Annotated in this window: 13 protein-coding genes; 9 read left to right on the top strand and 4 right to left on the bottom strand. The window is 36.3% G+C overall.

Annotation, left to right across the window (positions count from 1 at the left end):
• The 3 genes from EHQ59_RS09475 to EHQ59_RS09465 all read left to right on the top strand — a co-directional run.
• On the top strand, positions 1-1,015 hold a 1,015-nt coding region (locus EHQ59_RS09475; protein WP_135619419.1), incomplete at its 5' end, for a sensor histidine kinase.
• 41 nt (positions 1,016-1,056) lie between these two features.
• Positions 1,057-3,327: an NAD(P)-binding domain-containing protein gene (locus EHQ59_RS09470; RefSeq protein WP_135619418.1), complete on the top strand. Its 2,271-nt coding sequence runs from the start codon at positions 1,057-1,059 to the stop codon at positions 3,325-3,327.
• Positions 3,324-4,505, top strand: coding sequence for a glycerate kinase type-2 family protein (locus EHQ59_RS09465; RefSeq protein ID WP_135619417.1), 1,182 nt, complete (start codon positions 3,324-3,326; stop codon positions 4,503-4,505). Before EHQ59_RS09470 ends, EHQ59_RS09465 begins: the two co-directional genes overlap by 4 nt.
• Here the strand turns inward: EHQ59_RS09465 and EHQ59_RS09460 are convergent.
• Positions 4,485-5,831, bottom strand: a complete 1,347-nt coding sequence (locus tag EHQ59_RS09460; RefSeq protein ID WP_135619416.1) for a carcinine hydrolase/isopenicillin-N N-acyltransferase family protein — start codon at positions 5,829-5,831, stop codon at positions 4,485-4,487. The genes EHQ59_RS09465 and EHQ59_RS09460 overlap by 21 nt on opposite strands.
• Before the next feature lie 52 nt (positions 5,832-5,883).
• On the opposite strand from EHQ59_RS09460, the gene EHQ59_RS09455 reads away from it, so the two are divergent.
• Genes EHQ59_RS09455 through EHQ59_RS09440 form a run of 4 tightly spaced genes read left to right on the top strand, consistent with a single transcriptional unit; the run spans position 5,884 to position 13,437 of the window.
• The gene (locus EHQ59_RS09455) at positions 5,884-8,397 is read left to right on the top strand and encodes a cation-translocating P-type ATPase (protein ID WP_135619415.1); all 2,514 of its coding nucleotides are present in this window, start codon (positions 5,884-5,886) and stop codon (positions 8,395-8,397) included.
• Positions 8,398-8,421: 24 nt separating this feature from the next.
• Positions 8,422-9,285 (top strand): patatin-like phospholipase family protein, encoded by an 864-nt coding sequence (locus EHQ59_RS09450; protein WP_135619414.1) that lies wholly within the window; start codon positions 8,422-8,424, stop codon positions 9,283-9,285.
• A gap of 10 nt (positions 9,286-9,295) precedes the next feature.
• Positions 9,296-11,221 (top strand): hybrid sensor histidine kinase/response regulator, encoded by a 1,926-nt coding sequence (locus EHQ59_RS09445; protein ID WP_135619413.1) that lies wholly within the window; start codon positions 9,296-9,298, stop codon positions 11,219-11,221.
• Between the two features lie 44 nt (positions 11,222-11,265).
• Positions 11,266-13,437 (top strand): response regulator, encoded by a 2,172-nt coding sequence (locus EHQ59_RS09440; protein WP_135619412.1) that lies wholly within the window; start codon positions 11,266-11,268, stop codon positions 13,435-13,437.
• Between the two features lie 3 nt (positions 13,438-13,440).
• Here the strand turns inward: EHQ59_RS09440 and EHQ59_RS09435 are convergent, their stop codons facing one another.
• Positions 13,441-15,444: a SpoIIE family protein phosphatase gene (locus EHQ59_RS09435; RefSeq protein ID WP_135619411.1), complete on the bottom strand. Its 2,004-nt coding sequence runs from the start codon at positions 15,442-15,444 to the stop codon at positions 13,441-13,443.
• Between the two features lie 158 nt (positions 15,445-15,602).
• On the opposite strand from EHQ59_RS09435, the gene EHQ59_RS09430 reads away from it, so the two are divergent.
• Together EHQ59_RS09430 and EHQ59_RS09425 are read left to right on the top strand one after the other, a co-directional pair.
• A complete protein-coding gene (locus EHQ59_RS09430; RefSeq protein WP_135619410.1) occupies positions 15,603-17,990 on the top strand; it encodes an ATP-dependent Clp protease ATP-binding subunit in 2,388 nt (795 codons plus the stop codon).
• 70 nt (positions 17,991-18,060) lie between these two features.
• Complete coding sequence (locus tag EHQ59_RS09425) at positions 18,061-18,888, top strand: aldo/keto reductase (RefSeq protein WP_135619409.1); 828 nt, start codon at positions 18,061-18,063, stop codon at positions 18,886-18,888.
• A 14-nt stretch (positions 18,889-18,902) separates the two neighbouring features.
• Here the strand turns inward: EHQ59_RS09425 and EHQ59_RS09420 are convergent, their stop codons facing one another.
• Together EHQ59_RS09420 and recA are read right to left on the bottom strand one after the other, a co-directional pair.
• Positions 18,903-19,946, bottom strand: a complete 1,044-nt coding sequence (locus tag EHQ59_RS09420) for a hypothetical protein (protein ID WP_135619408.1) — start codon at positions 19,944-19,946, stop codon at positions 18,903-18,905.
• A 188-nt stretch (positions 19,947-20,134) separates the two neighbouring features.
• A complete protein-coding gene (gene recA / locus EHQ59_RS09415; protein WP_135619407.1) occupies positions 20,135-21,298 on the bottom strand; it encodes a recombinase RecA in 1,164 nt (387 codons plus the stop codon).
• Positions 21,299-21,437: the final 139 nt, after the last annotated feature.

Raw genomic sequence — 21,437 nt, 5'->3', positions numbered from 1 at the left:
CATTCCAGTTTTTTCTGAATGTATGATTAGTTTTGGAAATTCTTGTGGTTTTTATTATTATTTTTTGGTATTTTCTCTAGCTCCATTTGTCATTTTTTCTTACGAAGAAAAATTTTGGATCTTATTTGTTTTTTTATACAATAACCTATTGTATGTTTGGTTTGAGTTTTTTGGAACACCTGGTACCTTTGAAAAAGGTACTTTGATTTACGAAGAATTCATTCAGGAATTATTCAGAGTCAATTCAGTTGTTTCCTGTTTGTTTTTTGTCGCATTGATCATGTTTTATTTTTTGCGAAATACGAATCGAATTCAAAAGGAAATGATTCGCACCAATGCTCATAAAGATAGAATTTTTTCTATTTTAGCTCATGATTTAAAAGGCCCAATTGGAACTATGAATTCTTATTTGGGGTTTTTAACGGAAACCAATCCAGACAAAGAAGAACTACTCATCGCTTTAAAGGAATTAAAAAAAAGCACCAATCAATCCTATTTGGTTTTGGAAAATTTATTAGATTGGGTGAGAAGTGAATCCAAAAAAATTCCAATCAATTTAGATACGGTTAATCTATCTAAGATGATTCAAAATGCTAAAGACATTCTGAACTTACAAGCAAGTGATAAAAGGATTCAGTTTGATTTACAAATCCCAAACAATGTTTTAGTCTACTGTGATGAACGAATGATAAGCACCGTCATTCGGAATCTTTTCTCGAATGCGATTAAGTTTTCATATCCCAATCAGAATATTACTGTGGAAGTAGTTCAAGGTCCAGTCTTTACGGAACTCATTATCACAGATTCTGGAATTGGGATGACTCAAGACCAAATCGAACAAATTTATGCGGGAAAACTTTTTCCTACAACTTTTGGTACACAAGGGGAAAAAGGAACAGGCCTTGGTTTACTTGTTTGTTCTGAAATGTTGAAAAACCAAGGTTGTGTAATGTCTTTGACAAGTGGTCAAAATCTTGGGACAAAAATTAAAATTCAAATTCCCAGTTCCATGTAATTTCGTTTCTTTTTTTTGATTTTTCAGTCCAATCAAATAGTATGTGGCCCAAGTTTTATTTTGATTGGTTGAGAAAATCAGCACCTACAGGTTCTGTTGAAATTTATCCTGAAATTTCCGAAAACTTTGAAACTAATTTATCGAATGTTTTTGTGATTGGAGATCTAACGGGTGTTCCCCTTTTAAAACTTGCCGCTGAAAGTGGTGTCAAAGTTTGGAATTCCATCCCCACTTGTCAAAATGGCCGGTATGATGCTGTGATCATAGGTTCGGGGCCTGCTGGAGTTTCATGTGCATTAGAAGGTAAATCACTTGGAAAAAGCTATTTAGTTTTAGAATCGAATTTACCTTTTCAAACCATTCAAAGTTATCCGAATCGAAAACCTATATTTGCAGAACCAAAAGAATATCCCACCAAATCAAAGTTAAAGATTGTGAATTCCACCAAAGAAACACTATTAGAAGACCTGAATGGAATTTTAAAAGATAATCCTATCAATATACAAACGAGCAAACGAGTAATTCAAATCAAAAAAGATTCTATTGGCTATGTTTTGGAAACCGAATCCGGAGAATATTTTGAAACCAATGCTGTGATCATCGCTATTGGGAAGTCTGGAGATCCGAGAAAATTAGGGATCCAAGGGGAAACTAGTTCTCATGTATTTTATCGATTGATCGACCCAAAGGATACTTTACATCAATCCATTGTCATTGTGGGAGGTGGTGACACGGCTCTTGAGGCAGCCATCCAATGCGCAGATTATGCAAAGGATGTCACGTTAGTCCATCGAGGTGATCGTTTTCAAAAAGCCAAAGAGGAAAACCAATCTCGTTTTCAGAAACTCACAAAAGAAGGCAAAATAAAAGTTTTTTATGAATCACAACTAACTGAGATTACCCCAAGTTCTGTGTTTATCAAAACCAAGGACAAAGCAATTAAATCTGCTGCAAATATGATATTTGTTTTGATTGGAACCTTACCTCCTATTGGATTTCTAGAACGAGTCGGAATCAAATTACAGAACCAAAAACGACTGATGGATTGGGTTGGTTTCGGAGCAGTTTTAACTTTTGCAACGACTGCGTATTTTGGCAAAGCAGCTATGTACGGACCCAGTTGGTTTTCACCTCTTGCCACCGTAAGTGCTACATTCTCTTTTTTCAGTTTTTTGTTTTTTGCATTTCTTTATCTTCGGAATGGGCAATTCCAATGGAAACCTTGGAAAATGCTGAAAAGTTTCTATTTTGTTTTTGCTTTTAGTTACTTTTTGTTTGTTTATTTATCTTCTACATATTTCCAATATCAGTTTTTAGAAAAATCTCCAGCCTTCCATTATACATTTTTGTATTCCTTAACCATATTGGTTTTTGGGATCCGTAGGATTCTCGTTCGTAAAACCGAATACATTTTTTACCAAACCTTGTCGTTGATTGGAGTTCAGATTTTTTTCCTGTTTCTTTTACCAGAAATTATCTTACCAAAGTTAGGTGAATTTGGTTATTTAGGTTCACAGGAGGGATTTCTCCGAACAGAAGTGTTCCCAAACGATGCGTATTGGAAAGCTTACGGGTTGATTCTAGCTTGGCCTTTGAACATGGGTGTTTTATATGATGGTGGAATCACCACATTTTGGTTCTTATATGGCCTATCTATTAGTTTTGGTATCATCCCATTATTAGTCTATCACTATGGTAAAGGAGCCTATTGTGGATGGATTTGTTCTTGTGGTGGACTTGCTGAAACATTAGGAGATGAATACCGTCAAAAAATGCCTCATACGAAAAGGGCATATAACTTGGAACATACGGGTCAATATATCTTAATTCTAGCCTTTATCCTCACGTTTTTGAAGTTAATCAGTGTTTTTGGAAAATCTCATTTCCCATTTTTGTATTGGGGGGAAATATTTGCAGATTCAACGAAAGGATTTTATGATATATTCATTGATATCGGTTTGGCAGGAGTCGTGGGTGTAGGTTTTTATTTTTTATATTCTGGACGAGTGTGGTGCCGGATGTTTTGTCCTTTGGCTTCTCTCATGCATATTTATGCTAGATTTAGTACCTTTCGTATCTTTTCAGAAAAGAAAAAATGTATTTCTTGTAATATCTGCACAAAAAATTGCCACCAAGGCATTGATGTAATGGGTTACGCTAGTCGAGGCATTCCTATGGATAGCGTACAATGTGTACGTTGTTCGGCCTGTGTTTCCCTCTGTCCGACGGATGTTTTACGATTTGGAAAGGAAAGTGGTGATGTGATTACGTTCGATCAATTTGATGCTACATTCAGGAAATCATTCGATTGAATTCACTAAAAGAAGATGTGTTAGATTTTTTTCAGGAAGGAATTTTAGTCGCAAAACCTGAGCAACTTTTTCCTGAATTTTGGAAAGAACATCCTGAAATTTTTTCACAGATCCATGATTCCTCTAAAAATGTTTATGTATTCGCTTTGGGGAAGGCTGGAGATTCGATGGCGAAGGCATTTGCTAAGGATTTCAAGATCAAAAAAGGATGGGTCCTTACGAAATATGGTCATGTCCCAAAGGAATCTTATTTGTTAGAAAACCAATCGATTTGGGAATACAGAGAAGCTGCACATCCAGTTCCAGATGAAAATTCAGTTATACATGCAAAAGAAATTTTGTCTGGCTTACAATCATTAGGTAGTGGAGATCGGTTGGTGGTTTTGTTATCGGGAGGGGGATCTAGTTTATTTGAAATTCCAATTGACGGTGTCACAATCGAAAAGATCCAAGAAATCCAATCTTCCTTATTAAAAAAAGGAACTCCAATTCAAAAACTAAATGAGGAACGTAAAAAATATTCTTTGGTCAAAGGTGGAAAACTTTTACAACTGTTACATCCCGATTTAGACGTTTTAACTTTTGTCATTTCCGATGTATTAGGTGATGATCCGAGTCTCATCGCATCTGGTCCAACCTATCCAAGTTCTCACTATTATATTTTAGGAAATTTAACTCGTTCTCTCGATCAAATTTGGAATTCTGCAGGGCGCAAAGGATACAAAACAAAATTAATTTCAAGTGTATGGGACAAATCGAGTGAAGAAACTTCGTTGCTGATCGAAGCGGAATTTTTAAAAGCGATCCAAAGTCCAGAAAAACAACTAATTATGTTAGGTGGAGAATTGGTATGCCCAGTCGTTGGTGATGGCAAAGGGGGGCGCAATATGGAGTTGACACTTCGAGTATCGATTTTACTGGAAAAACACAAATCCAATCGCAAATGGATGTTTTTGTCTGGGGGAACAGATGGAACTGACGGCCCAACAGATTCTGCGGGTGGGGTTGTGGATCAGGATTCTTTTCAGAAAATGATACAACACGGATGGGACCCCACTCGTGAATTATTACATTCTAATTCATATGCGATTTTAAAAGACATTGGTTCTACTTTGGATACGGGGCCAACGGGAACCAATGTTAATGATATTATCTTATTACTTGTTTCGGAATCCTAGATCTTTATTTTGTTCATTCCAATACAATTGGTAAAGTGGGTTTTGCCATCTGCTTTTGCCAATGTTTGCATCCAATAATTCATCCTCAACTTTTTTAAGAACATTCACATGGTCTTTCAAAAACCTCCATTGGGTTTCTTCTTTTTTAGTGGATGGAATGGATTCTTTGGTTACGTTCATCACGGAATCTTGTAACCCAATCAAACTAGGCAGTAAAATCGATCTGACACCTTGGTAATCAAAATTACTTTTCCTTGCAATTGATTCATGTAACCACCATAATGTATCAGAAAAGGAAGCATTTGAATCTAAGCTAGATGCATTGATGAAATTTTTTGTACCAAAGAAAAATGGTTTAAATAAACTTAGGCAAGGAGTGGATGTTCCTGTATAATATACTCGAAGTGGATCTTGATTCGTTTCTGAAGTATCCCATTCGACCACCAAACTTCCATTTGTTTGATTTGGCGTTGTGAGACCTGTGGAATGTAAACATAAAGATTTCATGGAACCATTACAAGGTTCAAAGTCATCAATAGGAATCTCATGAGTTTTCAAAGTTTCCATGGCAAGTTTAGTATGGTACGTTGTGTGAAGGTTTTGATATGCTTCTGCAGTTCTTTTGTGAAGATTTCTTCGGTCTGAACAATGGCTCATGTATGTGTAAAACGAATCACTGAATTCTTTTTTGAAGGAAAAATCCTTTTTGGATTTATGTTTCAAATTATCTAGTAGGCTTTTTGAGATTTCATCATAGTCGGATTCGATTGTGAGACCATTGGAAATTGCATAAAAAGAATCTATTTTTTTTGAAACCCAATGCCTGTCTGCTGTTTCTAAAACATAACCATCAGTTCGATCTGCGATAATAAAGCTATTATGATAGAAGAACGACTGATTTTTGTATCCTCCACATGCATCTTGCCCAAAACGTTCTAGTAATTCAGTGATACAAGATAGTGCGTCTTTTGCAGTTTTACAACGTTCTAAAGCCAAACGCAAAAGATCCATTCCTGTTAACCCATCATTTTTTTTATGTATTTTTAGGTTTGTAAAAACAGCTTCGTTTCCAATACATACTCCAAACTCATTAACACCCATTTCCGCGCCCCACATATGAAACGGTTTGGATAAAAACACTTCATAGGTAACCGGAGTTTGTGGGATTTCTATAAAACTGGTTTTTACCTTGGTGTTTTGTGGATATTCCTTGCGAGAAACGTGTAAAATGGATTGGGCTTCATTTGGTTCTCGATCGGAATTTTTAGCAAAAATTCTTTTTTGTGTTTTGGTAAATTTTTCAGTGGCAAGGGATGTATCGCACATTCTAGAATGTTAATCTAGAATCAAATTAATTCAATTCGAAAATCCAATTATTATGCAAGCCATACCCAAACAAATTTCTGAATACATAACCATGGGTTTAACCCAAGAAACAGTAAAAAAGAACCGTTCAGTCTACGGATCAAACGAAATCAGTACCTCCCAGAAAAATGGATTGTTGCGAATGTTGTTTGGGGTTGTCACAGAACCAATGATTTTGCTTCTCATTTCTATTAGTATCGTCTATTTACTTTTGGGAGATCGAAATGAAGCCTTGCTCTTGTTAGGATCTGTCATCGGTATTATTTGTATTACGTTTTACCAAGAGAAAAAAACAGAAACCGCCATCTCCGCCCTTCGGTCATTGGCAAGCCCAAGAAGTAATGTCATTCGTGATGGACAAATCATCCGTATTGAAGGGAAGGATGTAGTGTATGGAGATTTGTTGATCTTAAACGAAGGTGACCGAATTCCAGCAGATGCTGAGTTGCTTTCTGATCGGTTGTTTTCGTGCGACGAATCATTGTTAACTGGTGAGTCAATCCCTGTGAATAAACTCATAGGCCAGTTTGTATACTGTGGTGCACTGGTAGTTGGTGGGGAAGGAGTATGTCGAGTTACCTCTGTTGGAAATCTAACTGAAATTGGAAAAATTGGTCGTAAAATTGCAGATGAATCTGTTGGTAAAACACTTTTAGAAATAGAAGTAACAAGACTCGTACGTAATTTATTCTTAGTTGCCGCAAGTCTTTGTATTTTACTTGCCCTATATTTTGGATTCGTGCAATCGCAGTGGTTACAAGGTCTTTTATCTGGATTGACTTTGGCGATTGGACTTATGCCAGAAGAATTACCTTTGGTAATGACGATATTTTTTGCATTAGGAGCTTATCGCTTAAGTACGAAAAATGTTTTAGTAAGACGTTCTTCCATTATTGAGACATTGGGTGCGGCTACAGTTTTATGTTCTGATAAAACAGGTACGATCACACAAAATAGAATGAAACTTGGGAAAATCACAACGAAATCAATTGTTCAAAATTTAGAAAATACAAATGAGATTTCATTGGATTCAAAAGAAATTTTACAAATTGCATATTTTGCATCCAAACATCCGAGTTTTGACCCTATGGATATTGCTATTTCTCAATCCATGGAATCTTTTCATCAGTCTGGTGATATGTCTCTCATTTCCATTAAAGATTTTCCTCTGACACCAAGCCAACTAACCATGGTTCGGGTTTTACAGGAAAATGATGGTTTTAGCTGTTATGCAAAGGGTTCACCGGAAGCAATTTTTACCTTATGTCAATTGAATGAAACAGAATTAGAATTATGGACGAATCAAACAAATTTACTTGCCAAAGAAGGTTATCGTGTGTTGGCCGTGGCCAAATCAAAATTTCCTTCACAGGAGGTTCCTGAAAATCGAGATTCCATATCATATGAGTTATACGGCTTACTTTCGTTTTTGGATCCAATTCGAGAAATTGTTCCCGAAGCTGTGAAAACAGCGTATCGTTCTGGTATCCGCGTGATTATGATCACAGGCGATTATCCGGAAACGGCAAAAAATATTGCGAAACAAATTGGATTACAAAATGCAGATTTAGTGTACACGGGAAAGGAATTATCAGAACTAACGGAGGAGAAACTACGTGATGTTTTAAGAACGTGTAATGTCTTTTCTCGAGTGAGTCCCGAGGATAAGTGGAAGTTAGTTCGTTATCTGAAGGCAGATGGGGAAATCGTTGCGATGACCGGAGATGGGGTAAATGATGCACCTGCACTCAGAACTGCCAATATCGGTGTCGCTATGGGAGAACGAGGAACGGACGTTGCAAGGGAAGCTGCCGATATAGTTTTGTTAGACGATTCATTCTCTTCGATTTTGGAGTCTGTGAGAATTGGGAGACAGATTTTTGATAATCTAAAAAAAGCACTGGGTTATTTAATTGGTGTTCATATCCCCATTGTTGGGATTACTTTTTTCCCAATTTTATTTGATTGGCCAATCGTTGTATTATCAGCCATTCACATTGTATTTATGGAGATGGTGATTGATCCAACCTGTACTATTGTTTTTGAAAAGGAAGCAGCTGAGTTTGATTTGATGAACCGAAAGCCGAGGTTTTCTTCGGATCCATTACTAGACAAAGAACTTTTTATCAATTCACTCATCCAAGGGTTTTATTCCTTGTTATCTGTTGTTGTAACTTATTGGATTACTTTTGTTTATTTGAATGAAAATGGAATCAAACAAGTTGTAAGCACAACTACTTTTGTTTCCTTAGTATTTTCAAATTTATTTTTGATACTTGCCAATCGATCGTTACATGAATCTATGTGGAGTCGCATGCGTATCAAAAATTCCATGATCTATATTGTGTTTTTGATCACCATTAGTGTTCTCCTCTTATCGATTTATTTACCTGGAATGAATGCTTTGTTCAGGTTTGTTCCGCTTAATTTTATACAATTTTCCGTGGCGATACTAGTTGCTTTTATTGGAGTATTGTTCTATGATATGACAAAAGTTTCCATTGCAAAATGGATCCGAAAGGTATAAAAAGGGAAAACCAAATCCATCGTTATGATCGAACTTATCTTTCCGAAAAAATATTCCGCCTTGTGTTTGAAATCAGCCTTTTTTGGATTTTTTGCCCACACTGGTTTTGTAAGAGGATTACAGGAGATTGGATTCAAACCTGCGATTGTAACTGGCTCTAGTTCTGGAGCGATGATCGGTGCCTTGTATGCAACAGGAAAAGAGATGCTTGAATTTGAATCCGTTGTCCTCGGACTTAAAAAAAAGGATTTTTGGGAAGGGAACTCCATAACCTTATTGGGTCGATTGTTAAAAAAAGGATGGAACAAGTCAAGTGGTGTCCTCACTGGACAAGCTACTCGGAAAATTTTATACCCTTATTTGGGAAACAAAAAGTTTTCAGAACTACCAATCAAATTAGGGATTGCTGTCTCCAATTTATCAAAAAATAAACGAGAGTTGATCACAGAAGGAAATGTGTTAGATGCAGTTATGGCTTCGATTGCCTTCCCATTCCTTTATGAAGTGCAAGAGTTTCAAGGTCAGGAATTTTTGGATGGAGGTATCGGGGATGGAGAACCAATTAAGGAACTCATTTTAGATCCAAGTATCGATCGAATCGTGATCCATCAAGTGAATAACCATAGGCCAGTTAGTAAAAATATGCTAAAACGTGCGTTAGATGCCTCTGTCCAAATCATTGAATCGGAAACTGAGGATTTAAAAACCCTTCTTGCAAAAGAAAAAGGGAAAAAGTTAATTCGATTGGAAACGAATACTCCTTATTTATCTCCAAATGATTTTTCCAAGGGAAAATTTGCTTTGGCAGAAGGGAGAGGAACTGCATACAAAAATAAGGCGGAAATTCTGGGTGAGATGGAATTACCCATTTTTGGTTTATTCAATTAATTACTAAATGATGGATTCACAAAAAAAGATCAATGTCTTGGTCGTAGAAGATTCTCTTGCATCTTATAAAGCAATCGTTTCTGTTCTACAGAACTTTGGATTTGTGATTACATCTGAGCGAGTGGAATGGAAATCTGAATTTGATCAAAAAATATCAAAACAGAATTGGGATATCGTCATTTCTGATTTTTATCTTCCTGACTTTGATGGCAAATATGTCATTAAGAAAGTGAAAGATTATCATCCCGATTTACCCGTCATCTTAATCACTGAATTCATACCAGAAGAGTCTGCCTCTGAATATCTCAATTTAGGTGCTTCAGAATTTTTACCAAAATCTTCCATCATCAAACTTCCGTTTGTAGTGAACCGCGAGTTAGAAGCCTTTCGACTCAAACAATCTCAAAAAAAAGCATGGGAGATGTTGGTGCATGGGGAGGAAATTTTAACTCGATCACAAAAGATTTCCCATTTAGGACACTTCGAAGTCATCTTCCCGGAAAACAATACCCTTTGGTCACTTGAGTTATATCGTATATTAGGATTTGAATTCAGTGAATTCCCATTGATGGAAAAAGTTTGGTCACTTTTGGATATAGAAGAAAAACTCACGATCCAATCCATTTGGAAGGAAGTGATGAATGAAAATGTATCCAAAGAACTGGTTCTTCATTTAAACACAAAAGTAGGACGAAAAAAAGTAAATCTTTGGTTGGAAGCGGAACGTTTTGAAGAAAATCGGTTTCGTATTTTTGGAACCATTCATGATATCACTGATGTTTCCAGTTTAGAAAATTCAATTCAATTGAATGAACAATTATTCAAAGGGATTTTTAATAATTCTTCACAAGCTATTTTTTTATTGGATTTACAAGGTCATATCATTCGTATGAACCGAAATGCCATGCTTTCTTTCGAAAGAAATGAAGCCGATGTTCAAGGGTTAGAATTGATTAGTTCAATCTTTTCCAATTCCAATGAAGATTCGATTAAAAAACTTACCTATGGAATGAAATTAGCACTTAAAAACCAAACTTTTGAAGTGTTTGTGTCCTATAAACTTTTAGATGGAAGAGAAAAGTATTTTGATTGTGATTTTTATTCTTTGAATGATGCCAATGGAAAAATTTTCTATATAGTTTTAGAAGCGAAAGATATTACTGAAAAAATTGTATTAGAAAGAGCTTATGCTCAAGCTCAGAAATTAGAAGCATTGGGCACTTTTGCAGGTGGCATTGCTCATGATTTTAATAATTTATTAACACCGATGATGGCTTATATTTCCTTTCTCAATGCTGAGTGGTCTAAAAATGACTCGGATGACATCATCCAAAAATCCATACCTGCCATTGAAGGGATTTCCAAATCCTTGGAACGTGCAAAAAATTTAATTCAACAAATACTTACTTATTCAAAAATTGATCATTCGACTTCCAATCAATTGGATTTGAAAGAACAATTAGTGCAAGTCTTGAATGAATTTAGGTTTGTATCCACAAACCAAATTTCTTTATTTACGGACTTGGGCGATGAGCCTGCTTTTATTGAAGCAGATTCTATTCAGATATTTCAAATTCTTTCCAATTTATATGAAAATTCCATATTTGCACTTCAAGAAGTTACAAATCCAAAGATTACAATCCGATTAGAAAAAGTTTCCTATGAAAAATCTGATTTGTTTCAAGTAAGGTTTATGAAAAATACAGAATATTGGAAACTAAGTTTTGAAGATAATGGTACGGGAATTCCAAAAGAAATTTTGGACAAAATTTTTGATCCATTTTTTAGTACCAAAGGTGGAAAGGGGACAGGCCTTGGATTATCCATCATCTATGGAATTATAGTGAAAATGGGTGGGGCAATTCTTGCTGACTCCAATCCAGGGAAAGGAACCAAGTTTGATTTGTATTTTCCTGCTTGGAAAGCCATGCTTTAATCAATTGACAAGTTCATGAGTTTCGAATATGACAATAGGTTCAGATGAATTTTTTGGACCAAAAAAGAATATTACCTTATTATCTTGGATTTCTTTGGCTCACATTAACATTTTTAGTTTTTTCATCATTCTTTTTCTTCTACCAAGTATTTCATAGTCGCACGAAAGTCATTCAATTCGAACAGAAAAAAGAATGGAATGCAAAACTGAAAGATTATGCCTCCTTTCTAAAAGATGCAGAGACTGGAGTCAGAGGCTATCTCCTATCGAAAGATCCAAATTTTTTAATACCGTACCATACATCCAAAACAGAATTGAATTCACTTGAAATCTATTTAACGAAGAACGTGGAGGATGTTGATGCGAAAGGATTGGAGGAGTTATTTCGTTTGAGTCATTTGAAGTTAACTCAAATTGATTCTTACATCACAACACGCCCACTTCGTATTCCAACTCTTGCGACTCTTATCGAAGGAAATCGAAAGATGACTGAATTTCGAACCTTTTTTGATCAATTTTTATTTCAAAAACTGATTCGAGATGAACGCGAATTTTTATCTCATAAACAATTGAATGATCGGTTAATCGTTGTTTCGGGAAGTCTATTTCTTTTATTATCTTTTCTTATTTTTTGGATGATCTTTGTTCTAAGAAAAAGTATTCGTTCGATTGTGGAAAAGGAAGTCATTGAAGACCGTTTTTCGGAAATTGAAGATTTATATCAGTATTCCCCTGTCGGGTTTCATAGTTTAGATCCGAATGGTGGATTTTTAAAAATCAATCATACAGAATGTGAATGGCTTGGATATTCGGAAAATGAATTAGTTGGTCAGAAAAAATGGATCGATCTTTTAACGGAAAATAGTAAGGAAATATTTTTATCCAACTTCCCTTTGTTTAAAAAACAAGGTTTTATCAATAATTTAATCTTTGAAGTCAACAAAAAAAATGGGCAAACCATGTTTGTCAATTTATCATCTACTGCCATTTATGCAAGTAACGGCGAGATGATTCGAAGCCGTTCTGTTTTAGTCGATGTCACAAAGTCCATTGTTTATGAAAAGGAACTGATTGAAGCCAAAAAGAAAGCGGAAGATGCAAATAAAGCGAAGTCTGAATTTCTATCAAATATGAGCCATGAACTCAGGACACCTCTCAATGCAGTCATTGGTTTATCTTTATGGTTAATGGAAGAAAATCCCAGACCAGAACAATTAGAAAATCTAAAAAATTTAAAGTTCTCTAGTGAGTCACTTTTATCTTTGATCAATGATATATTAGATTTTAATAAAATTGAAGAACGACTAGTTGTCATTGAAGCAATTGATTTTAACATAAAAGAGTTTTTAAAATCGATCACTACTTCCTTTCAAGTTAGAGCCAATGAAAAATTGTTAGATTTTCAATTGGATTTAGATCCTAACTTACCTGAATACATCCATACTGACCCAACACGGCTTCTGCAAATTTTGAATAATCTATTATCAAATGCGTTAAAGTTTACTCAAAAAGGATCAATACACTTAAAATTAAAAGTGGAACCAATGGAGGAGGATACAATTGAACTTAAATTTGAAATTTCTGATACAGGGATTGGAATTGAAGCAAACAAATTGAATTTCATTTTTGAAAAATTTACTCAAGCGAATCAGGATACAACAAGGAAGTATGGGGGATCGGGATTAGGTCTTGCTATTTCTAAGGCATTGGTAGAACTTATGAATGGTAATATTGCAGTCAAATCGGTATTAGGAGTAGGATCGCAGTTTTCCTTTACCTTACCTTGTAAAATTGGAAAAACCAATGAATTCATTACTATCACGAATAACCAAAACAACGAAGTTTTAAAAGGGAAAATAGTGATTGTTGCGGATGATATTTCTATCAATCGAAGTATTGTGATTCGGTTTTTAAATCGTTGGGGTATCAAAACTCTTGAAGCAGCCAATGGATTGGAAGTTTTAGAGATTCTTTCTAAGCAAACCGTAGATTTGATTCTAATGGATTTACATATGCCAGAGATGGATGGATATCAAGCCTCAGTCGAAATCAGAAAAAATCAAATTTGGAAAGAATTGCCAATCATCGCCTTAACAGCATCCGCACAAATCGAAACTAGACAACAAATCAAAACCGTTGGGATGAATGATTTTATATCAAAACCATTTAATCCAAATGATTTATTGAATCAACTTCATATTTGGATAGGTAATTAAATTTTAGTTTTCGATATTTGGGTTGAGTGATAACGCAAGAATCGTAATGTCGTCGTCGGATCGTTTTGTGTGTTGAAATTTTTCGATTTCCGAAACAACAGTATCACAAAGTTTTTGAGGACCTTCTTTTGCTAAGGATTGAATGAGTGAATAAAATCTTTCCTCACCGAATAACTCACCTGTATGTATATTTCTTGCTTCAATGACACCATCAGTAAATAGAATGAGGGTTCCTTCCGTTGGGAGAGGAAACGTTTTTTCGATCATATCTGATTGTATGTGTTCGTTGATCGCACGTCCATAACTTGTGTAAGTGGTGATGATTCCATTTCGATCAATGTGGAGTAGTGGTAAATGCCCCGCATTTGCTATCCTTAGAATACTTTCTTTGGGATTTAAATACACAAAAAATGCGCTTAAAAAATGACCCGATAAAGAACTCAGTAGAGATTTTCTGATTTTTTCAGCAGCTAATACTGGTTTATCTAAAATTTCGTTCCAAATTTCTAGTGTAACCTTTGTCATTGATGCAATCATAGCAGCGGGAATCCCGTGGCCTGATACATCACATAAAAATAATCCTATTTCATTTTCTTTTACAATGATTTCAACAAAGTCACCACCTATATCCGTTGCAGGAGAATAACGAAATCCAAGAGGATACTGTAGTGCATGGGAACGCTTTTTTGGTAATAAACCATTTTGTAGTTTCTGCGCAATTTTTAATTGTAGATCTAATTCTTGTTTTTCTTCTATCGATTTTCTATAGTCAGATACACGTAAGACAAGTGCAAGTGATAAGAAAAAAACTTCCAACGCAGATCCTAATGGTAATGAATACGAAGCAAAATGATATGGTTTTAATAATCCTTGTACGGTAAAGGTATTGATACAAGCGCCAATTAAAATCGATCCAAATGCTAATAAAAATAACAAAACTTCGAGTTTCTTTTTGCTTTTATACAATGTTAATATGGATATCACAATCGCAATTAGAATGGGGAATATTACGAGTAAAATTGATAATTGAATAAAGTTTCTTAATTCCAATACAAATATCATTAGATTGGATAAAATCAGAAGTAAAATATAGCCATTAGTAAATCGATTCAATTTTGGATATGTTTGTTTGATCTCAAGGAATTCCAAGGTAAACAACAATCCAAAGATGGATGTCACAAGAATGGTGATCGGGAATAAATAATTTTTCCAAGTATTGGAATTTCCAAACTCAATGTATTGAATGAAGCCAGTGGAATACGTATTCAATAGAAGGATTGTTGCTAGATAAAAGAAAAAATAAAAAAACTTTTTATATCGCAGTGTATGTGCTAAAAACAAACTAAACATAAACATCATAAAACCCGCGCCAAAGTATGCCGCAAAAAAGATGTCTTGTTTTTTTGAGTAAGCGATAAACGTTCTCGCATTATAAATCGAAACAAAACTAAAAATTGGATTGTCTGATTTGATTTTTAGATAAACGGTTTTGGATTCATTTGGAGAGAGAGTGATGGGAAAGGCGGAGATATGAGAATAAATCGGTTTATTCCTTTGTAAGATCTGTTCTCCAGACCAAACGGTTTTCCACTTCCCATTGATTTCGGTATGGAGTTCAAACACATCCACTACTGGATTCGATAGATGTAAAAAGTAAGTGTGTGGAAGATTTCCATAATGGATGAGCGTGATTTTGATCCATACTGGATGTTGGGATCTAGGAAAAAGAATGACACTTTTCGCATTCTGCCTCCAGAGGGTGTCTTCACGTAGAATTTCATTCAGTCCCGCTTCCGGGTTTTTGGGAATTGTATACTCAAAGTATTTTCCGATGTCTCGGTAATTTTGTGATTCTTCAATGGATATAGGAAGAGACGAGAGGGGGGAAGCAAAAAGAGCCAGATACAGTAAAGATACAAAAGCGATCCATTTACCCTTCCTGTAAAATTTCACTAAATTCACAATTCTCCTATTTCGATTTGCTCTCAAGTCCTCACGAGCGACCATTTGGTTTCCTTTCTCGTGATGGGAATATTTGGTTTGGGATTCTTCCCTAGGTTTTTCGCAGGAAGGGTGTAAAGAAAGCCCTTTTCCAAAAAAAAACTTGTAACAAGAACCTAGAATTAGCAGTCTAAGGCTTAGAGTGCTAAAAGTGAGGAAACACTATGAAACAATATGACTCTAACGTCCAAGGAGCCTTGGACATTGCACAGACAGAGGCGATGAGGAGACAAAATACAGAAATCACTCCTTATCATTTGGTTTGGGGCTTTATGACCCTACCTACTTCTGTTTCGGGAAAAACGTTACTGAAATATAAATCTACCGTGGATGAGTTTTTAAAGAAACAAGCGCGGGCATCAGGGGAAATTCCCTTCGAATCCCTCCGAACTTCACCAAAACTGGCACAATGGTTTACCATGGCTTCTTCGAGAGCTGCTGAGAATGGAAGAGAAGAATTAAAGGAAGCCGACTTTTTAAAATTTTTACCCCAGATTTTACCAGAGCTAAAAATCAATTACGAAGAATTGAACGTAAAGGAAACAGATGAAGAGGTTCCCAATTTTTTAGTGAATCTCAATGATTTGGCAAGAGAAGGGAAGTTGGATCCTGTCATCGGACGTAGTAAAGAAATTCGTTCTGTAATGGAAATTCTTGGCAGAAGATCTAAAAACAATCCAGTGTTAGTTGGTAGTGCTGGTGTTGGTAAAACTGCAATCGTTGAAGGTCTCGCGGAACAAATTGTAAAAGGTAGAGTTCCAGATGTACTAAAAGGAAAAACGATTTATTCCCTCGATATGGGACAATTGATGGCAGGTACCAAATATCGCGGAGAGTTTGAAGAAAAACTAACTGCACTTTTGCGTTACATCAAAGGACAAGCAGGAGAGGCGATTCTTTTTATCGATGAAATTCATCAATTGGTAGGAGCTGGAAAAACAGAAGGCGCAATGGATGCAGCCAATCTGTTGAAACCAGCACTGGCACGGGGAGAATTACATTGTATTGGAGCTACAACTGGGGATGAATTTCAGAAGTACATTCTTGGTGACCAAGCATTAGAAAGAAGATTTCGTGCCGTGCCTGTAAACGAACCAAGTAAAGAGGATGCGATTGAAATTCTAATGGGGATTCGTGATAAACATGAAATTCATCATGGAATCAAAATCTCAGATGAAGCAATTTACGCATCAGTTCTTTTGTCAGACCAATACATCACTGATAAGTTTTTGCCAGACAAGGCGATTGATTTAGTGGATGAAGCAGCGTCCGCATTAAAACTTTCTGCGGAAGCTATGCCGACTGAACTCGTGGAACTAGAGAGTGAAATTCGTTCCAAAAAAATCTTTGCTCAAGTAGAAAAGAAAAACGAAGAAATTCTCAAGGAAATCGAAACGTTAGAGAAAAAATTCCAAGCGGGTAAAGAGATTTGGGAAAAAGAAGTCAATTCTTTGAAACAAATTGCTTCGATCAAAAATAAAATTGATCGAGTGAAGTTTGATTTGGATGCAGCACAACAAAGAGCAGATTATACAGAAGCTTCGCGTTTGAAGTATGCAGTATTACCTGAATTAGAAAAGGAATTAAACACTTTCCAAAATAGTTGGATTTTAGAGAGAAATCACATAGCGGCTGTCATCGCAAGACAAACCGGAATCCCTGTTGAAAAAATTCTAAAAACCAAACAGGAGAATCTTCTTCATTTGGAAGATGATTTGAATTCAGTGGTGTATGGACAAAAAGAATCCATTCGTGAAATTGCAGATACACTTTTGACTTCGTATGCAGGGATTTCTTCTGAGACAAGACCACTTGGTTCCTTTTTATTAAAAGGTCCAACAGGTGTAGGGAAAACGGAAACGGCAAAAGCCATTGCTAAGTTTTTGTTCGATCAAGAAACAAATATCGTTCGATTGGACTTAAGTGAGTATTCAGAAAAACATTCAGTGGCAAAACTAATCGGTGCTCCCGCAGGTTATGTTGGTTACGATGAAGGTGGAATTTTAACAGAAGCCATTCGAAGAAAACCGTATTCTGTAGTTTTGTTTGATGAAGTTGAAAAAGCACATCCTGATTTTTCTGATATTTTACTTCAAATTTTAGATGAAGGTAGATTAACGGATAATAAAGGTAGGACAATCAATTTTAAGAATACCATTGTGATTCTCACTACAAATTCAAAGAATATAGATGTAGACTTTAAACCAGAGGTATTAGGACGATTGGATGCAATATTGACCTATCATTCGTTAGATTCATCCATTATGGAGAAACTGATTGATAAACAACTTCGTTTACTCAATGAACGTTTGAAGGTAAAAGGAATCGTAATCGAACTTTCCGAAAGTACGGAACATATTTTGCGAGAACAAGGATTTGATCCGAAATTTGGTGCACGACCTCTTGGAAGTGTGTTCAACAGGATTGTGAATCGACCTTTAGCAAAAGCCATCCTTTCTGGAACCATAAATGAAGGAAAGTATCGAGCCGATTGGAATGGAGATGATTTACATTTTGCTTTGATTCAAGAGATGGTTTCCACTCCTAAGTAAGATAGAAATCTAAAATTTATCCCAATCATAGAATCCATTATGGTTGGGAGTTTCGTCTAAATAACTACATATGGCTGAATTAAAGTTAAACTCTACCGTTCCTTCCAACCAATCTGTATCCATTCCCATCCTTGGATTAGGGGTTTGGAAATCTCGCCCCAAAGAATGTTTTGAAGCTGTAAAATTTGCTTTGGAATCTGGATATCGCCACATAGATACGGCGGCCATTTATGGAAATGAAGCAGATGTAGGAGCAGCCATTCGAGAAAGTGGAGTGAATCGGAGTGATATTTTTCTCGTCACCAAACTTTGGAATGCGGACCAAGGTTATGAGGAAGCCCAAAAAGCAATTGATGTTTCTTTGCAAAAATTGGGAACCGATTATGTGGATATGTATTTGATCCATTTTCCTGTTTCCGGAAAACGCAACGAATCATGGAAAGCATTGGAAAAAATCAAACAAGAGGGAAAAACAAAATCCATTGGGGTGAGTAATTTTATGGTTCCTCATTTAGAAGAATTACTCAAAGAAACAGAAATCGTTCCTGCGATGAACCAAGTAGAATTCCATCCCTTCTTACAAGATAGAGAACTTAAAAACTACTGTAATGCCAAAGGAATTTTACTGGAAGCCTATAGTCCGTTAGCACATGGACAAAAATTGGAAGACGAACGCGTCACTAAGTTAGCAAAAAAATACAACAAATCAAATGCGCAAATTCTCATTCGTTGGTCCTTACAAGCTGGAAATGTGGTGATACCAAAATCAAAAAATCCAATTCGAATCAAAGAAAATGCAGATGTTTTTGATTTTCAATTATCACCAGAAGATATGAATGAAATATCCAATTGGAATGAAAATTTCAGAACTTGTTGGGATCCAACTACGGTAGTTTAATCCCTTTCCATGTTTTATTTTTTTTCAAATACGAGGACGGCAGATTGTCTGTTGTCCTTTGTGCCTAAGTATCCGTAGCCAAAAGGAAAGGGTAAAATTTGGTCATTGGTCCCTTGGCTTAATTTTTTAAGTTCGGGTTGGTTTTCTGGAATCACGGCTCCAGACAAGTTCCAAGATTTTTCATACCTTCCAAAGATAGACCGTTTCCAAGAATCTTCTGGAAAAAATCGAATCGGAAAACCTGATTCATCTTGAACCACAAATTTAGCGTTTTTTAAAAGCAAATCGCGGAAGGATTTTCTTTTTTCCCCATGGAATAAATATTCTGCAGACTTGGTGAAAATTCCAATTTCTCCTAACTGAGTAAAGTATTCATATAAACCATCACCAGGAATTCCTTCATTCCCAATTAAGAATATTTTAAAATACGTTAGTGATTCTTTTTTGTTTAACCTGGTATCAAATAATTGTATGGAAAATCCTTTGTATACAATGCCTTTACCGACGATAATTTCTTCCTTGGAATCTAGGATTTCCTTCCCCATACGTTTTAAAAAGGCAACAAAGACTGGGTATGCTCCATTTAATTCTTTTTTCTTTGTTTCTTCTTTCATTTTGCGATAAGTGAAATAATTTCTTCCCGCTAAGTGATCGGAGAGAGAACGAATCCCTGATTTGACTATGGACTTTTCTTTTTCTGATAATTCGTTGTATTTGCTCGGAAAACCGGGATCTTCTAAACCGAAGAGAATGTAATTTTCAGAATGTGGGTAAAAAGAAAATAAATTTAAAACATCAATCCCACTAAAAGGATACACTACTGTTTTGACTTTGGGGTTGTAAGCTTTTGTCGTTAAGTAGGAGCTGATCACTTCTCTCGTTTGGATCAATTGATTCCAACTCAAATCCATTCCCTTTTTATGAATAGGATCAGAAATTGAAAATCCTGCCCATTCTTCGTAAAGATTTTCTTCTACAGGGGAAACGGTTGTTATGTTATTTGAAATTTGGCAATGGAATGTGAAACAGATTAAAAATAGGAATAATTTTTGGTGCATATAGAAGAAAATTCAAAATGAATTTGGACTTACCTTTTGTTGTTTGGAACTTTGAGGATAGGTTTTGTTTTCATCCTATTTCATATATCTTTTTTCTTGGGAACGAGAAGTGAGTTCCGAACAAAAAAAAACCGGCTCGGGGAAACCCCGAACCGGCAATGGTTCCTAAAAAGAAAGCCTTTTTGTGATTATTCGCCGACTGCGATGTCTCCATCCCCTTCGGTTGAGAAACTAACAGGTTGTTTTGATTTTGTTTCCTTCGTTTCTTTTGGATCCCTTTCAATGGATTTCACTTCTCTTGTTTGAATTTTTGCTTGGTCCAAAAGAGGAAGTGCATTGAGGTCTCTTACTTGGTTTTCGATTTTAAAAGCAATGTCTGGGTTCTCTAAAAAGAAGTTCCGAACTTGTTCTTTTCCTTGGCCAATTTTTTCACCGTTGTAAGAATACCAAGATCCAGCTTTTGCCACTAAATCGTGACGAACTGCTAAATCAATGAGTGAACTTTCACGGTTGATTCCATTCGCATACATGATGTCGAATTCTGCCTGACGGAAAGGAGGGGCACATTTGTTTTTCACCACCTTCACTCGGACACGGTTACCAACTGGTTCCTCTTTTTCTTTCAGAGTTTCAATGCGGCGGATGTCGAGTCGGATCGAAGCATAGAATTTTAAGGCGTTACCACCCGTAGTGGTTTCCGGACTTCCAAACATGACTCCAATCTTCATACGGATTTGGTTGATAAAGATAACAGTGGTACTGGATTTAGAAATGGTTCCTGTGAGTTTCCGAAGGGCTTGTGACATGAGCCTTGCCTGGAGACCCATATGAGAGTCACCCATATCTCCTTCGATTTCCGCTTTCGGAACAAGAGCTGCTACCGAGTCGATGACGATGAGGTCAATGGCATTGGAACGAACGAGGGACTCACAGATTTCCAGTGCTTCTTCGCCGTTGTCTGGTTGGGCAACGAGCAGGTCGTCTACATTGACACCGAGTTTTTTAGCATAAGATGGATCGAGTGCGTGTTCCGCATCAATGAAGGCAGCAATGCCTCCTTTTTTTTGCGTTTCTGCGATCGCAGATAAAGTCAGTGTTGTTTTACCAGAAGACTCTGGTCCATAGATTTCGATGATTCGACCGGATGGAAAACCGCCGATCCCCAAAGCAATGTCAAGGTCCAAAGATCCAGTGGATACCACATTCATCTCAGCCATACGTGTGTCGGCACCGAGACGCATAATGGATCCTTTGCCGAATTGCTTTTCAATTTGGCCGAGGGCCGCATCAATGGCCTGTTTTCTTTGGTCGGTCTCTTTGTCTTGTGCCTTGTCAGCTTTCTCTTTTTTCATGAATCAATCGTTCTCCTAAATCGGTGTTCCGAAAGACTAGGTAGGGGACTTGGTCAGTTGGTTTTAAAAAAATCCGTCTGACTCTCTCAAGGATGAACCCATCCCTTCCGAATTCCACTCTTTTTCTCTTCCGAAGTGA

The organism is Leptospira kemamanensis (genome assembly GCF_004769665.1).
In the GTDB taxonomy this organism is placed as follows: Bacteria; Spirochaetota; Leptospiria; order Leptospirales; family Leptospiraceae; genus Leptospira_A; species Leptospira_A kemamanensis.
The sequence above is the reverse complement of the archived record's forward strand: the minus strand, read 5'-3'. Positions and strand labels throughout refer to the sequence as shown.